The organism is Mesorhizobium sp. M0139 (assembly GCF_040322455.1).
In the GTDB taxonomy this organism is placed as follows: Bacteria; Pseudomonadota; Alphaproteobacteria; order Rhizobiales; family Rhizobiaceae; genus Mesorhizobium.
This window is the reverse complement of sequence record NZ_JAMYTN010000014.1, coordinates 122338-136342: the sequence shown is the minus strand read 5'-3', so window position 1 is coordinate 136342 and position 14005 is coordinate 122338. Positions and strand designations below refer to the sequence as shown.

General features: G+C 62.4%; 16 protein-coding genes. 12 read left to right on the top strand and 4 right to left on the bottom strand.

Annotation, left to right across the window (positions count from 1 at the left end; translation table 11 throughout):
- Positions 1-73 precede the first annotated feature (73 nt).
- The 9 genes from NKJ58_RS23935 to NKJ58_RS23895 all read left to right on the top strand — a co-directional run bounded on the left by NKJ58_RS23935 (position 74) and on the right by NKJ58_RS23895 (position 8118).
- Positions 74-856: a formyl transferase gene (locus NKJ58_RS23935; protein WP_352519672.1), complete on the top strand. Its 783-nt coding sequence runs from the start codon at positions 74-76 to the stop codon at positions 854-856.
- Between the two features lie 188 nt (positions 857-1044).
- Positions 1045-1347, top strand: coding sequence for a virulence factor (locus NKJ58_RS23930; protein WP_352853949.1), 303 nt, complete (start codon positions 1045-1047; stop codon positions 1345-1347).
- On the top strand, positions 1340-1963 hold the full coding sequence (locus NKJ58_RS23925; protein WP_352651988.1) for a methylenetetrahydrofolate reductase C-terminal domain-containing protein: 624 nt from the start codon (positions 1340-1342) through the stop codon (positions 1961-1963). Before NKJ58_RS23930 ends, NKJ58_RS23925 begins: the two co-directional genes overlap by 8 nt.
- Positions 1960-3051 carry a methylenetetrahydrofolate reductase gene (locus NKJ58_RS23920; RefSeq protein ID WP_352460720.1) on the top strand — a complete coding sequence of 364 codons (1092 nt, stop codon included), beginning with the start codon at positions 1960-1962 and terminating at the stop codon, positions 3049-3051. Before NKJ58_RS23925 ends, NKJ58_RS23920 begins: the two co-directional genes overlap by 4 nt.
- An 80-nt stretch (positions 3052-3131) precedes the next feature.
- Positions 3132-4112 (top strand): methyltetrahydrofolate cobalamin methyltransferase, encoded by a 981-nt coding sequence (locus NKJ58_RS23915; RefSeq protein WP_023688111.1) that lies wholly within the window; start codon positions 3132-3134, stop codon positions 4110-4112.
- Between the two features lie 22 nt (positions 4113-4134).
- Positions 4135-4485, top strand: coding sequence for a hypothetical protein (locus NKJ58_RS23910; RefSeq protein ID WP_156929758.1), 351 nt, complete (start codon positions 4135-4137; stop codon positions 4483-4485).
- Positions 4486-4492: 7 nt separating this feature from the next.
- Positions 4493-6562, top strand: a complete 2070-nt coding sequence (locus NKJ58_RS23905; RefSeq protein WP_352651987.1) for an ASKHA domain-containing protein — start codon at positions 4493-4495, stop codon at positions 6560-6562.
- Positions 6563-6748: 186 nt separating this feature from the next.
- Complete coding sequence (locus tag NKJ58_RS23900; RefSeq protein ID WP_196813564.1) at positions 6749-6916, top strand: hypothetical protein; 168 nt, start codon at positions 6749-6751, stop codon at positions 6914-6916.
- Between the two features lie 251 nt (positions 6917-7167).
- Entirely contained in the window at positions 7168-8118 is a 951-nt protein-coding gene (locus NKJ58_RS23895; RefSeq protein WP_023818043.1) for an alpha/beta hydrolase, read from the top strand.
- Positions 8119-8241: 123 nt separating this feature from the next.
- Here the strand turns inward: NKJ58_RS23895 and NKJ58_RS23890 are convergent, their stop codons facing one another.
- Positions 8242-9141: a LysR substrate-binding domain-containing protein gene (locus NKJ58_RS23890; RefSeq protein ID WP_023670389.1), complete on the bottom strand. Its 900-nt coding sequence runs from the start codon at positions 9139-9141 to the stop codon at positions 8242-8244.
- A gap of 202 nt (positions 9142-9343) precedes the next feature.
- Here NKJ58_RS23890 and NKJ58_RS23885 point away from each other — a divergent pair, with 202 nt between their 5' ends.
- The 3 genes from NKJ58_RS23885 to NKJ58_RS23875 all read left to right on the top strand — a co-directional run bounded on the left by NKJ58_RS23885 (position 9344) and on the right by NKJ58_RS23875 (position 11315).
- Entirely contained in the window at positions 9344-9529 is a 186-nt protein-coding gene (locus tag NKJ58_RS23885; protein WP_023681786.1) for a hypothetical protein, read from the top strand.
- Positions 9530-9892: 363 nt separating this feature from the next.
- Positions 9893-10027 carry a hypothetical protein gene (locus tag NKJ58_RS23880; protein ID WP_023681787.1) on the top strand — a complete coding sequence of 45 codons (135 nt, stop codon included), beginning with the start codon at positions 9893-9895 and terminating at the stop codon, positions 10025-10027.
- Between the two features lie 349 nt (positions 10028-10376).
- Positions 10377-11315, top strand: coding sequence for a GlxA family transcriptional regulator (locus NKJ58_RS23875; protein WP_348524244.1), 939 nt, complete (start codon positions 10377-10379; stop codon positions 11313-11315).
- A 13-nt stretch (positions 11316-11328) separates the two neighbouring features.
- Here NKJ58_RS23875 and NKJ58_RS23870 read toward each other — a convergent pair whose 3' ends face one another.
- The 3 genes from NKJ58_RS23870 to NKJ58_RS23860 all read right to left on the bottom strand — a co-directional run bounded on the left by NKJ58_RS23870 (position 11329) and on the right by NKJ58_RS23860 (position 13937).
- Positions 11329-12126, bottom strand: a complete 798-nt coding sequence (locus NKJ58_RS23870; RefSeq protein WP_023696446.1) for an ABC transporter ATP-binding protein — start codon at positions 12124-12126, stop codon at positions 11329-11331.
- Positions 12123-12896 carry an ABC transporter permease gene (locus NKJ58_RS23865; RefSeq protein WP_023688107.1) on the bottom strand — a complete coding sequence of 258 codons (774 nt, stop codon included), beginning with the start codon at positions 12894-12896 and terminating at the stop codon, positions 12123-12125. Before NKJ58_RS23865 ends, NKJ58_RS23870 begins: the two co-directional genes overlap by 4 nt.
- A 90-nt stretch (positions 12897-12986) precedes the next feature.
- Entirely contained in the window at positions 12987-13937 is a 951-nt protein-coding gene (locus NKJ58_RS23860; protein ID WP_023825777.1) for an ABC transporter substrate-binding protein, read from the bottom strand.
- Positions 13938-14005: the final 68 nt, after the last annotated feature.

Genomic DNA, 14005 nt, shown 5'->3' with positions numbered 1-14005 from the left:
TTAACCTCGCCCGGCACAGAATTGAGCCGGGCAGCGCACGGCAAATGGTTGCGCGCCGGCAAGAAAGCGTGCCATGGCATCAGCGGTTGAAAAAAGTGCTGCGATCGTCATCGTCACCGAAGGCGGACCGCACATCTGGGCAATCGTCAACGCCATCGCCGACCAGTTCGGTGCTGTCAGCGTCATCCTCGAAAGCCCTGAATCCAAAAAACAATTGCTGCTCGGCCGGGCGCGCCGCCAGGGCTTGTTTTCGGCCATCGGTCAACTCGGCACGATGGTGTTGACGAGGCTCGGCAAGCGCTTCTTCGCTGGCCACGCAGAGCGGCTCATCGCCGATCAGAAGCTTGAGACCGAGCCGAAGCCGGGACAAAAGATCATCCACGTCTCCTCCGCCAACGCAGCCGATTGCCTGCAGGCGATCGCCGACATCCGCCCGGGCGTGGTGCTGCTCGCCGGCTGCCGGCTCTTGTCCCGGCAGACGCTGGCGCAAATGCCCTGCCCGGTGCTCAACTACCACGCCGGCATCGCGCCCAAATACCGCGGCATGAATGGCGGCTACTGGGCGCTGGCCTCCCGCGATCTCCAGAATTTCGGCACCACCGTGCATCTGGTCGACGCCGGCGTCGATACCGGCGGCGTGTTGAAACAGGCGCGCGGCAAGCCGGAGCCCGGCGACACTATTTCGAGCTATGCGTTGCGCCAGGCGGCGTTCTCGCGTGACATCTGCGTCGAGGCGGTCCGCGGTGCCTTGGACGGCAAGCTTGTCACGATCGACCCCGGCCTGCCGTCGAAACAATGGTACCATCCGACGATCTGGTTCTATCTCTGGACCGGCCTGACCAAGCGGGTTTGGTAGCCAGCCTTCCCTCGGAATCTCGCCTTTCTTTTTGCGACGTCCAATAGCGTCGCTTTTGAATGCGCGCGCGTCGTCCCATAACAAGCAGCCCCACTGCGCATCCGGCAATGCTCGCACCTGCTGGACAAAGTGGTGGAGCGTCGTTTCCCTCATGGACGCACGGCGCTCTACAGGGAGTGAGAGAATTCATGGCCGATCTGATCGTCGTCTATTGGCGCGACATCCCCGCCCAGGTCATCGTCAAGAAGGGCCGGCAGAACGCCAAGCGCGAACTGCCGCTGCGCTTCACCGAGGCGATCGATATGTGCGCCATGCGCACCGGCGCCGGCGGCACCGACGATTACCTCGCGGAATGGCGCAAGGCCGATCCGATCCCGGTCGGCGACGACCTCGAAGCCGAGGTCGAGAAGGCATTCAGCGACATCGACGCGAAATACGACCGCGAGCGGCTGGTCGCTGTGGTCAAGGCGGGCGGGAAAGAAAATGTCTGAAACCACTCCTGCCAAAGAGGGGCCAAGGATTACCCAGCCGGTTACCCAGGCCACTCAGGTCAAGAAAGCAGCGCCGAAATCCGACTACAAGCCGGCCGACGTATCGCCGCAGCGGCGCGTGCAGCGCTCGTTTGCCATCAGGCTGTGGTCGATCCGCCATTCGCGATTGCTCGAATGGTTCTACTCCAGATTCGCAGACATGTTCCTGCTGCTCCATCCGCTGTGGAAAGGCCTTGGCTACGGCCGCGTCGAAGCGCCGATCAAGTTCGTTGAAAAACGCGTAAAAGGCTTCATGTTCGACTGCCGCATGTGCGGTCAGTGCATATTGTCCTCGACCGGCATGTCGTGCCCGATGAACTGCCCCAAGCAGCTGCGCAACGGCCCGTGTGGCGGCGTGCGCGCCAACGGCAATTGCGAGGTCGAGCCCGACATGCCTTGCGTCTGGGTCAAGGCCTGGGAAGGTTCGCGGAACATGGAGCATGGCGACAGGATCCTGACCGTTCAGAAGCCGGTCGACCAGTCGCTGCGCGAAACCTCGGCCTGGCTGCGGGTGACGGCGCAGTCGGCAGCGGCCCGTGAACCCGCTGCCAAAGCCAATACCGGAGCGGGCGCGTGATCGGCCGCCAGCGCGATGAAAACCCGGCCGGCATCCATCTGCCGCTAGATCCCCTGCCCGGCCACTCCTCGCGTGGCCGGCTGGAGCGCGTGCTGCGACGCGGCGAATTCGCCGTCACCACCGAGCTCAACCCGCCCGACAGCGCCGATCCCGAAGACGTCTATAACCGCGCGAAAATCTTCGACGGCTGGGTCGACGCCATCAATGCCGTCGATGCCTCCGGCGCCAACTGCCACATGTCCTCGGTCGGCATCTGCGCGCTTTTGACCCGCATGGGCTATGCCCCGATCATGCAGATTGCCTGCCGCGACAGGAACCGCATCGCCATCCAGGGCGACGTGCTGGGCGGTGCGGCGATGGGCGTCGCCAACATGCTGTGCCTCACCGGCGACGGCGTCCAGGCCGGCGACCAGCCCGGCGCCAAGCCTGTCTTCGACCTCGATTCCATGTCGTTGCTGGAAACCTGCCGCATCATGCGCGACAACGGCAAGTTCCTGTCCGGCCGCAAGTTGACGACGCCGCCGCAAATTTTCCTCGGCGCCGCCGTCAACCCCTTCGCGCCACCCTTCGATTTCCGCCCGATCCATCTCGGCAAGAAGATCGCCGCCGGCGCGCAGTTCGTGCAGACGCAGTATTGCTTCGACGTGCCGATGTTCAGAACCTTCATGCAGAGGGCGCGGGACTTGGGGCATACGGAAAAAGTTTTCATCCTGTGCGGCGTCGGCCCGCTGGCTTCGGCCAAGACGGCCAAATGGATCCGCTCCAACGTGCCGGGCATTCATATTCCCGATACCATCATCAAGCGGCTGGAATGCGCGCAGGACCAGAAGAAGGAAGGCAAGCAGCTCTGCACCGACATCATCAACGAGGTGAAGGAAATTCCTGGTGTCTCCGGCATCCATGTGATGGCCTACCGCCAGGAGGAATATGTCGCCGAGATCGTCGATGAATCGGGTGTGCTGAAAGGCCGCCAGCCATGGAAACGTGAGATCCGCCACGACGATCAGATGGTCGCCGACCGGCTCGAGAGCATACTGCACGACGACATTACCGAAACGCAGGTGGATATGGTGAAGACCGCGCACTGACAGCGCGGACGGCCAGCCATTCGCTTGAATGAAACCAGACAACGATATAAAGAAATCTTTATATCAGGCGGAGAGACTTCATGACCCGGACCATCGTCGCCTCGGCGACACGAGAGATCATCATCGGCTTCGACCAGCCTTTCTGCGTCATCGGCGAGCGCATCAACCCGACCGGCCGCAAGAAGCTGGCCGCCGAGATGATCGCCGGCAATTTCGAGACCGTCATCAAGGATGCGCTGGAACAGGCCGCCTGCGGCGCCACCATGCTCGACGTCAATGCCGGCGTCACCTCCGTTAATCCGAACGAAACCGAACCCGGCCTGCTCGTGCAGACGCTGGAGATCGTCCAGGGCCTTGTCGACCTGCCGTTGTCGATCGACTCGTCGGTGACCGCCGCCATCGAGGCAGCGCTCAAGGTCGCCAAGGGCCGGCCGCTGGTCAACTCCGTGACCGGCGAAGAGGAAAAGCTCGAAGCCATCCTGCCGCTGGTCAAGAAGTACAACGTTCCGGTCGTCGCCATCTCCAACGACGAGACCGGCATTTCGATGGATCCGGATGTGCGCTTTGCCGTCGCCAAAAAGATCGTGCAGCGTTGCGCCGATTTCGGCATTCCCGCGCATGACGTCGTCGTCGACCCACTGGTGATGCCGATCGGCGCGCTGGGCGATGCCGGCCGCCAGGTCTTCGCGCTGTTGCGCCGCCTGCGTGAAGAGCTCAAGGTCAACACCACCTGCGGCCTGTCCAACATCTCGTTCGGCCTGCCGCACCGCCACGGCATCAACGCCGCCTTCATCCCGATGGTGATCGGCGCCGGCATGACCTCGGCGATCATGAACCCGGTGCGCCCGCAGGAAATGGAAGCCGTGCGCGGCGCCAATGTGCTCAACGGCACCGACGAGAACTGCACCAACTGGATCAGGACCTACAAGGACTACAAGCCGGCCGAAGGCGGCCAGGCGGTCGCAGCGCCCACCGCGGTTAACGCTCCGGGCGAAGGCGGCGGCAATGGCAATGGCGGTCGCCGTCGCGGCGGCCGTGAAGCCCGCATGGCCAGGGGATAGAGCGAGACAGGACACGGTTTTCTTGACAGATCAAGACCGCACAAGGCCTGAAATGCCGAACTGGCAGGTAATTCTGCGAGTGGCTTTTTGCAGCGTATTTATGCTTTTGGCCGGGTCCTATGCCTTCGGCTATCTGAGTCATGAATACCTCCGGTATTTTGTTCTGTGTATCTACGCCACTGCCTTTCTAATGTTTGTCCTGATCGCATTTCCACTTCTGCTCGGGGCAATTCCCGCAAGGACATTGGACCGGCAAAGACTGGACAATTTCTCCATGTTTTGGCTGCGATGGTATCCGCTGCCGCTCATCGCTTCCTATCTGGCAAGCCTCGCATATGTGAAATCTTTTCCCAGTGCCGGCTTAGTCGAGTAATGAAAATATGAACTCGCCTGCAAACATTACCGATCCGCTCGTGCTGTTCATGCCGTCAGGCAAGCGCGGGCGGTTTCCTGTCGGCACGCCGGTGCTCGACGCCGCGCGCCAGCTCGGTGTCTATGTCGAAAGCGTCTGCGGCGGTCGCGCCACCTGTGGGCGCTGCCAGATCGAGGTGCAGGAAGGCAATTTCGCCAAGCACAAGATCGTCTCGTCCAACGACCACATCTCGCCCAAGGGCGCCAAGGAAGAGCGCTACGAGCGCGTCCGCGGCCTGCCCGAGCGGCGCCGCCTCTCCTGCTCGGCGCAGATCCTCGGCGACCTCGTCATCGACGTGCCGCAGGACACGGTCATCAATGCACAGACCATCCGCAAGGATGCCGACACCCGCGTCATCGCCCGCGATTCAGCGATCCGCATGTGCTATGTCGAGATCGAACAGCCCGACATGCACAAGCCGCTCGGCGATCTCGACCGCCTCAAGATCGCGCTGATGAAGGATTGGGGCTTCAAAAACCTCGAATTTGACTTCTACCTGATGCCGCAGGTGCAGGGCATCTTGCGCAAGGGTAATTGGACCGCCACCGCCGCCATCCACAAGGACGCCGAAAGCGACATCGCCCGCGTCATAGCACTCTGGCCCGGCCTCAAGAACGAAGCCTATGGGCTGGCCTGCGACATCGGCTCGACCACCATCGCCATGCATCTGGTGTCGTTGCTGTCGGGCCGCGTCGCCGCCTCGTCGGGCACGTCGAACCCGCAGATCCGCTTCGGCGAGGATCTGATGAGCCGCGTCTCCTATGTGATGATGAACCCGGACGGCCGCGAAGGCATGACGGTCGCCGTGCGCGAGGCGATCTCGGGCCTGGTCGACAAGGTCTGCGCGGAAGGTAATGTCCAGCGCAACGACATCCTGGATTCCGTCTTTGTCGGCAATCCGATCATGCACCATCTGTTCCTCGGCATCGATCCGACCGAACTCGGCGGCGCGCCCTTCGCGCTCGCCGTCTCGGGCGCGGTGCGCATCAAGGCCTCCGATATCGGCCTGAAGCTCAACCAGGGCGCCCGCCTCTATATGCTGCCCTGTATTGCCGGCCATGTCGGCGCCGATGCGGCGGCGGTGACGCTGTCGGAAGGCCCGCACCGCCAGGACGAGATGATGCTGATCGTCGACGTCGGCACCAATGCCGAGATCGTGCTTGGCAACCGCAAGCGGGTGGTCGCAGCCTCCTCGCCCACCGGCCCGGCCTTCGAGGGCGCCGAAATCTCCGGCGGCCAGCGCGCCGCCCCCGGCGCAATCGAGCGCGTGCGCATCGACCCCGATACGCTGGAGCCGAAATACCGCGTCATCGGCTCTGAACTCTGGTCCGACGATCCCGGCTTCGTCGATAGCGTGCAGGCGACCGGCGTCACCGGCATCTGCGGCTCCGGTATCATCGAGATCGTGGCCGAAATGTACCTCGCCGGCATCATCTCCGAGGATGGAGTGATCGACGGGTCGCTGGCCGAGCGCTCGCCGCGCGTCACGGTCAACGGCCGCACCTTCTCTTATGTCTTGAAGGAAGGCGAACCCAAGATCACCATCACGCAGACCGACGTGCGCGCCATCCAGCTTGCCAAGGCGGCGCTCTATGCAGGCACCAAGCTTTTGATGGAAAAGCAGAACACCGAACACGTCGACCGCATCCATTTCGCCGGCGCGTTCGGCTCGTTCATCGATCCGAAATACGCCATGGTGCTCGGCCTGATCCCGGATTGCGACCTCGACAAGGTCTCGGCCGTCGGCAACGCCGCCGGCGCCGGTGCGCGCATGGCCCTGCTCAATCGTGGCTATCGCCGCGAGATCGAGGACACGGTCAGCCACATCGAGAAGATCGAGACCGCACTGGAGCCGAAATTCCAGGAGCATTTCGTCTACGCCATGGCGCTTCCCAACAAGGTCGATCCGTTCCCGAAACTGTCGGCGGCGGTGAAATTGCCGCCACGCAAGACCGTCAGCCAGGATGGCGTCGCCGGCGACGCCGCCCCGCGCCGGCGTTCGCGTGAAGGCCATGCCGCCAGGCGCAGCCGGGAATAAGCCACCTTACGAAGGCCGCCAATTCGACCAATTTCATTTGTATGCAAATGTTTCCAGATCGCACCGATCTGGAAACCGAAACGCTGTTTTGGCGCAATACGTCCGATACAGACGTGAAGCATTTAACGGACATCGAATGGCGGACCGGACTATTCCGCCGCCACAACGCTCCAAAGGAGAATAGAGATGTTCGAGACCCTCGGCCGTTTTCGTGCGGCCATGAAGAATGCACAGGCCGTGCGCGCCATGAACAACCTGCCACCCGAAATCCAGAAGGACATCGGCTGGCCCGTGTCGCCGCGCATCGACGCCCAGACCAACCTGTCGCGTCTGATCCTGGGCTCGGGCCGCTGATGACCTTCGCCGACAAGTGCAAATTGCTGACTAAGCGCCGGGGCCGCCGCATGGTCCCGGCTGCGACCGACATCAAGCTTCGCGCCGCGCTGCTGCCCCGGCGCTGAGCCGCGCTGCGCAAAACAGCGGACCTGGCTGATCAAACAACCGTGTTGGCTTGGGCCAGAATCTTGACATTTCGGCTGGAGGTACGATCTTCGCGACAGTGGGGGAATTCTCTTAGTCGGCTGCGGCCGAGCTTGTGTAGGCGAATGCCCAGTTTCAAAAGCCACCTCGTTTCCTTCATCCTCCGGCACAGCCGCAAGAAGGCATTTGCCAGCCCGGAAAACCTGCAGCGCTGGATCGCCTATGCCCGCAAGACCGAGGATCATCATCCCCCGGCATTGCTGCGGGAGCGGCTCGATATCACCGAGCGCAGCGTCGATGGCTTCCCTGTCTATGAAATCGCGCCGAAGGCCGGCGAACGCAGGCGCATCCTCTACATGCATGGCGGCGCCTATGTCTTCCAGATCACATCCTATCATTGGGGGTTGATCGCCGAGGTGGCCGAGCGCTTGGGTTTCGGCATCACCGTGCCGATTTATCCCATCGCGCCGGAGCATGATTTCCACGCCATGTTCGGCATGGTCGGCGACGTCTACCGGCAGATGCTGGATGAGACCGACGCTGAAGACATCGTCTTCATGGGCGATTCCGCGGGCGGCAACATGGCCGTCGTGCTGACCATGATGGCGGCTGAGGAAGGCCTGCCCTTGCCGTCGCGCCACGTGCTGATTTCACCCGGCCTCGACATGTCGCTGTCCAACCCCGAAGTGTTCGAGGCGGAACGCAACGATCCGTGGCTCGGCATTTCCGGCGGGCTGGAAGCGATCCGCATGTACAGTGCCGGCATTGATCGCAGCGACTGGCACATCAGCCCGCTCTATGGCGACCTCGCGGTGCTGCCGAAGACCCTGCTTCTGACCGGCTCGCACGACCTGCTCAGCCCCGACAATCTGATCTTCGCCAAAAAGGCGCGCGCTGCCGGCGTCGACGTCGAGGTCGTCTACGAGGAAGGCATGTTCCACGTCTGGCCGCTGATCGAGATGCCGGAGGCGCGTCGCGCCAGGGACAGCATCGTCACCTTCCTTGAAGGTGAGCCAACTGCGCGGCGCACGGCGCGACCCGCTCTCGCGGCGCGCCCCGCCCAAGCAGCGGAATAGCAGAGCAATTCCAGGAAAAGTGTAAAACGGTTTCCCGGGAAAAGCGTGTAGCGCTTTCCCTTGGGAATTGCGTCAAAACAAGGAGTTAAAGCGGCTCGCGTTTCCGTGAAACGGTGAACCGCTCTAGAACTTGCCGGTTTCGCGGAAAAGCTCGAACGTCGCACGGATATGGTCGGCGACGGCCTTGACCGGCGCGCTGGCGTCCGGCGACACCACCATCGCCAGATTGTAGGTGCCGATATCGGGCATGCCGTCCTTCGGGCAAAGCTCGACCATGTCGTTGCCGAGGAATGACTTCGGCAGCGGCGCAACCGCGAGATCCGACATGATGGCGGCGCGCTGGCCTGCCGTGTGGGCGCTCATATAGGCGATGCGGTAATTGCGGCCTTCACGGCTCAGCGCATCGAGCGCGCCGGCCCGCCAGGCGCAGCCCTCTTCCCACAGCGACACCGGCAAAGGCTCGCGCAGATGCGCGCTGCCGCCCTTGGCGCCGGCCCAGACGATCGGCTCGGTGAGCAGCACCTCGGCGCCGAGTGCGCTGGTCTTGTAGGAATTGGTCAGCAGCGTGATGTCGAGCGCCCGGTCGTCCATGCGGCGGCGCAGATTGCTGCTCTGGTCGATGGTGACGTCGACGGCAATCGACGGATGCGACTGCGCGAAACGCTTCAGCACATGCGGCAACACGCGCTCGCCATAGTCGTCCGGCGAGCCGAGCCGCACCACGCCGACGATCTCGGGGATGATGAACTTCGACACCACCTCGCGGTTGATCGACAACAGCCGGCGGGCATAACCGAGCAGCATCTCGCCATCCGTGGTCAGCGTCACCGAGCGCGCATCCCGCGCGAAAACAGAGCGCCCGAGAATGTCCTCGAGCTTCTTGATCTGCATGGAGACCGCCGACGGCGTGCGGAACACCGCATTGGCCGCCGTGGTGAAACTGCCGGTCTCTGCAATGGCCACGAAGGTGCGCAAAACGTCGAGATCGAGCAGCGGCAGCGGATGATTGAGTGGGGCGTTCATCGGGATCGACCTTCAATTTTTCTGATGTGAAGCATCATTCCATTTCGTTTGATTGAACATCAGATTGGGAGGATAGTCAACTCCATCGAAGGCAGGACGTGCCATGGCTCCAACGCTCCTGACACGGAATTGCACTCGATGCGGAATATCCAGGCGACGGAACGCGTTCATGCGGGACGTGCCACAACCAAAGGAGAATGAAATGTCTATCCTGTCATCCATCGGTCGGCTTGCGACCGAATTGAGCGCGGCCCGCGCCCGCTTCCAGACCGAACGTGCGATCCGCTCGCTGCCGATCGAACTGCAGAAGGATATCGGCTGGCCTGAAGCTGCCGACACCAAGACCGGTGCACGCCACGGCGTCGGATCCTGGGCTGGAGCAAAGTAAACCATTGTGTACCTTGTGCTGAAGGCCTGCCGCGCAGACCAGCCCGGCAGGCCTTCTCTATTGGCCCTGCAGGCTTTCTCCAACTTATTTGCACTCAAATGATTTTCAGAGCCGTGTCGCCGCTGCATGGCGCATATGCGTCACTTGCATGGCGCCTCAATGTCGCCGGTAACACACTGTAAGTAATCGTAAATTTTGGGCACCATGCCCAATAATGTCGCAAACGATGTCGCATTTCCATTCAAGCGCTTCGCATTTGCGATTTAGTTTCTGCTCACGCAGGCCTATATCACCGTCAGCAAACGAGCTGCCCCACTCCATCAAGCGAAGGCGACCCGTCTGAGCAACCGATAGGAGATGATGATGAAGCTTTTTGCCCGCCTCTTTGCCCGCCGCGAAATGAACCTGACGACCGCTCTCGAGCGCCAGCGCCTTGCCAATACCATGCCCGGCCAGACCGGTGCCATGAATGCGGTGCGCCTCGGTTTCGTTGCCTGAGATAACGGCTAGCGCTCAGCGCTTCCCTGCCGCTGCCGATAGTCGATAACAGCGCCGCTTCGGCTTGACCGAAGCGGCGTTTCTCATTTTTGGCACCTATGCCGCCGCCACCATGCCCAATCCGTCGGCAGCCCGTGCCTGTCATCCCGGACGATTGCTCATTTGCGACCCATGTCGCAAATATAGTTTCCGCTTAGCCCCCTAGCCGATTGACAGGAATGGTTTTTCCTGATGTCGCTGTGCTGTTCGCGACATCCTGTTCGCGCCATGGCCGCGTGAGGTTCCCTTGAACGCCGTAAAGCATCCGATCAAGCGATCGTTTGTATTCTTCCTTGTCCCGGACTTCACCATGATCGCCTTTGCGACGGCGCTCGACCCGCTGCGCTCGGCCAACCGCATGCTCGGCTATGAGGCCTATCGCTGGCGCCTCGCCAGCATCGACGGCAAGCCGGTGCGCGCCTCCAACGGCGTCGAATGCGCCGTCAACACCTCGCTCGAGGAAGAGCGCAAGAAAATGGCCGGGCCGGATCGGCCGAACATGGCCATCGTCTGCAGCGGCATGAATGTCGAGCGCTACCAGAATAGGTCGGCCTTCGCCTGGCTGCGCGAGGAATACAACAGAGGCGTCGCCGTCGGCGGCCTGTGCACCGGCGCGCATATCCTTGCCGCCGCCGGCCTGCTCTCCAACAAGCGCTGCGCCATCCATTGGGAAAACCTGCCGGGCTTTTCCGAGGCCTTTCCCAAGGCCAACGTCTTTGCCGACCTCTTCGAGATCGACCAGAACATCTACACCTGCGCCGGCGGCACCGCCGCCCTCGACATGATGCTCAAGCTGATCGGCGACGATTTCGACGACAATCTGGTCAACCGCGTGTGCGAGCAGGTGCTGACCGACCGCGTGCGCAGCCCCACCGACCGCCAGCGCCTGCCGCTGCGCGCCCGCCTCGGCGTGCAGAATTCCAAGGTGCTGACCATCATCGAACTGATGGAAGGCAATCTCTCCGAACCGCTGTCGCTGATCGAGATCGCCGACCATGTCGACCTGTCGCGCCGCCAGATCGAGCGCCTGTTCCGCACCGAGATGGGCAGATCCCCTGCCCGCTACTACTTGGAAATCCGCCTCGACCGCGCCCGGCACCTGCTGATCCAGTCCTCGATGCCGGTGGTCGAGGTAGCGGTCGCCTGCGGCTTCGTCTCGGCGTCGCATTTCTCCAAATGCTACCGCGAACTCTATGCCCGCTCGCCGCAGCAGGAGCGCGTCGACCGCAAGCAATTGCTGGCGGCCTGATCCGAAAACGCACTCAGGCTTCGGCGGGCTGCGCCTGTACTGTGCGCATCGCCTCGACGCGGATATCCTCGGTCAGCCGCGCCTTGAGCGCCGAGAACTCCCGGCTGGTCTTCAGCGTATAGTGACGCGGATGCGGCAGGTCGATGGCGACATCCGACTTGATGCGGCCTGGCCGCGCGCTCATCACGATCACCCGCGAAGCCATGAAGATCGCCTCCTCGATGTCGTGGGTGACGAACAGCACTGTCTTCTTGCGCCGCTCCCAGATGCCGAGCAGCAGTTCCTGCATCAGTCCGCGCGTCTGGTTGTCGAGCGCACCGAACGGCTCGTCCAGCAACAGGATTTCGGGGTCGTTGGCCAGCGCCCGGGCGATCGCCGTGCGCTGCTGCATGCCGCCGGACAGCTGCTTTGGCCAATGGTTCTCGAAGCCCTTGAGCCCGACGAGGTCGACATAGGAAGCGACGATCCCGTCTCGCTCCTTTTCGGCCATGCCACGTTCGCGCAGTCCGAAGGCGATATTCTGCGCCACCGTTAGCCACGGAAACAGCGTGTAGGACTGGAACACCATGCCGCGATCCGGTCCCGGCCGCGTCACCGCCTTGCCGTCGAGCAGCACACGGCCTTCGCTCGGCGCTTCCAGGCCGGCAACGATCCTGAGCAGCGTCGACTTCCCGCAGCCGGACGGCCCCAGAATGGTGATGAAGTCGTTGGCCGCGACCGCAAGGTCGACCGGCATCAGCGCCTTGACCGGCTGCCCGCCGCGCACGCCGGCGAAGGTTCGCGAGACGCCTTCGATAAGCAACTTGCTCATGCCAGGCTCCAGGGAAAGAGCCAGCGATTGAACGCCTTGAAGGCGAAGTCGGACAACAGTCCGATCAGCCCGATGACGATGATGCCGAAGATGATCTGCCCTGTCGCCAGCCGCGACTGGCTGTTGATGATCATGTAGCCGATGCCTGAGGACGAACCGATCAGCTCGGCGACGATGACATAGGTCCAAGCCCAGCCGAGCACCAGCCGCAGCGTCTCGGCAATCTCGGGCGCATTGGCCGGCATGATGACCCGTTTGACGATGCCGCTGTTGGTCGAACCCAGCGTATAGGCCGCCTCGACCAGGTCGCGCCGCGTCGAGCCCACCTTGACCGCGACGATCAGGATGATCTGGAACACCGAGCCGACGAAGATGACCAGCAGCTTTTCCAGCTCGCCAATGCCGGCCCACAGGATGAGCAGCGGAATGAAGGCCGAAGCCGGGAGGTAGCGGGCGAAGGAGACGAACGGCTCCAGAAACGCCTCTATTGGTTTCCAGGCGCCCATGGCGATGCCGATCGGCACGGCGACGATCGACGCCAGCAGGAACCCGCCGAAGACCCGCCAGATGGTGATCAATATGTCGAGCCAGAAGCGGTCCTCGACCAGCAGCCGCCAACCATCCCGCAGCATCGACAGCGGGTCGGCGAGGAAGATGCGGTTGACGTGGCCGCCAAGCGTGATCCACGCCCAGAAGGCGACGAACAGCACGAAGAAGGAAATGCCAAGCACGGTTCGAATGCCCGGCGACACCGGATGCAAGGGGCGCATCTTCAGATCGTCCGCATCGTCAAATCATCACTTGTCCAGGAGAGAGCGGCGGCCCTAGGCGCCGCCGCACAATGGTCAAAGGCCGGACTATCAGTTCGCCACCGCGCTGGTGTCGGCCAGCGTGGCAACATCTGGCGCTTCCTTGATCAACCCCATCTGCAGCAGAAGCTCGCCGGCGGTCTTGGAAAAGTCCTGGAATTCCTTGGTGAAGAACTGCTTGTTCTCCGCCTTGTCGGCCCATTTCAGGTATTTCGCCGAATCCTCGAATTCTTTCGCAGACTGCTTCACGTCGGCGCCCATGATTTCGTAGGATCTCTGCGGATCGCTCTTGATCAGGTCGAGCGCTTCGAAATAGCTGTCGGCCAGCGCCTTGGCGGCGTCGGGATTGGCGGTGAGGAATTCAGGCGTGCAGCCGACCGTGTCGAGCACCATCGGGTAGTCGAGCGTGGTCGCCAATATGTGGCCCTGATCGGACTTGTCGCGCACCGCCGAGATGAACGGCTCATAGGTGACCGCCGCATCGTTCTGGCCGGCCAGGAAGGCTTGCGCCGCCGCATCCGGTTCCAGGTTGACGACGGTCACATCCTTGGTCGACAGGCCGTTCTTGTTCAGCACCCAGGCCAGCATGAAATAGGGCGACGTGCCCGGCGCCGAAGACGCGACATTCTTGCCCTTGAGGTCGGCGACGGTCTTGATGTCGTTGCGCACGACAATGCCGTCGGCGCCATAGGATTTGTCGAGCTGGAAGATCTGCTTGGTGGTGACGCCGCTGGCGTTCCACACCAGCCAGGTCTCGACCGTGGTGGCGGCGCATTGCAGATCGCCGCTGGCGATGGCGAGCGGCCGGCTGGCCTGCGGCACCTTCTTCAGGGTCACGTCGAGGCCATGCTTCTCGAAGATGCCGGCCTGCTTGGCGAGCGTCAGCGGCGCAAAGCCGGTCCATCCGCTGATGCCGATGGTGACCGATGTGGCAGCCTCGGCCGGCACGGATATTGCAGCCGCAAGCGCCAATGCCGCGGCAGCGACGATGGTCTTGTTCATGTCGGTTCCCCTTGTTTTTTCGGATGCCGAATTGTGTCACAGACGCCCATGGGCTTGTCAATGAAACC

Excerpts from the sequence above, each read along its gene's own strand:
- NKJ58_RS23885 (WP_023681786.1), top strand. The coding sequence starts at position 9,344 with ATGTCTATCCTGTCATCCATCGGTCGGCTTGCGACCGAATTGAGCGCG.
- NKJ58_RS23875 (WP_348524244.1), top strand. The coding sequence starts at position 10,377 with ATGATCGCCTTTGCGACGGCGCTCGACCCGCTGCGCTCGGCCAACCGC.
- NKJ58_RS23865 (WP_023688107.1), bottom strand. The coding sequence starts at position 12,896 with ATGCGCCCCTTGCATCCGGTGTCGCCGGGCATTCGAACCGTGCTTGGC.
- NKJ58_RS23895 (WP_023818043.1), top strand. The coding sequence starts at position 7,168 with ATGCCCAGTTTCAAAAGCCACCTCGTTTCCTTCATCCTCCGGCACAGC.
- NKJ58_RS23890 (WP_023670389.1), bottom strand. The coding sequence starts at position 9,141 with ATGAACGCCCCACTCAATCATCCGCTGCCGCTGCTCGATCTCGACGTT.
- NKJ58_RS23925 (WP_352651988.1), top strand. The coding sequence starts at position 1,340 with ATGTCTGAAACCACTCCTGCCAAAGAGGGGCCAAGGATTACCCAGCCG.
- NKJ58_RS23860 (WP_023825777.1), bottom strand. The coding sequence starts at position 13,937 with ATGAACAAGACCATCGTCGCTGCCGCGGCATTGGCGCTTGCGGCTGCA.
- NKJ58_RS23900 (WP_196813564.1), top strand. The coding sequence starts at position 6,749 with ATGTTCGAGACCCTCGGCCGTTTTCGTGCGGCCATGAAGAATGCACAG.
- NKJ58_RS23935 (WP_352519672.1), top strand. The coding sequence starts at position 74 with ATGGCATCAGCGGTTGAAAAAAGTGCTGCGATCGTCATCGTCACCGAA.
- NKJ58_RS23880 (WP_023681787.1), top strand. The coding sequence starts at position 9,893 with ATGAAGCTTTTTGCCCGCCTCTTTGCCCGCCGCGAAATGAACCTGACG.
- NKJ58_RS23915 (WP_023688111.1), top strand. The coding sequence starts at position 3,132 with ATGACCCGGACCATCGTCGCCTCGGCGACACGAGAGATCATCATCGGC.
- NKJ58_RS23930 (WP_352853949.1), top strand. The coding sequence starts at position 1,045 with ATGGCCGATCTGATCGTCGTCTATTGGCGCGACATCCCCGCCCAGGTC.
- NKJ58_RS23905 (WP_352651987.1), top strand. The coding sequence starts at position 4,493 with ATGAACTCGCCTGCAAACATTACCGATCCGCTCGTGCTGTTCATGCCG.
- NKJ58_RS23870 (WP_023696446.1), bottom strand. The coding sequence starts at position 12,126 with ATGAGCAAGTTGCTTATCGAAGGCGTCTCGCGAACCTTCGCCGGCGTG.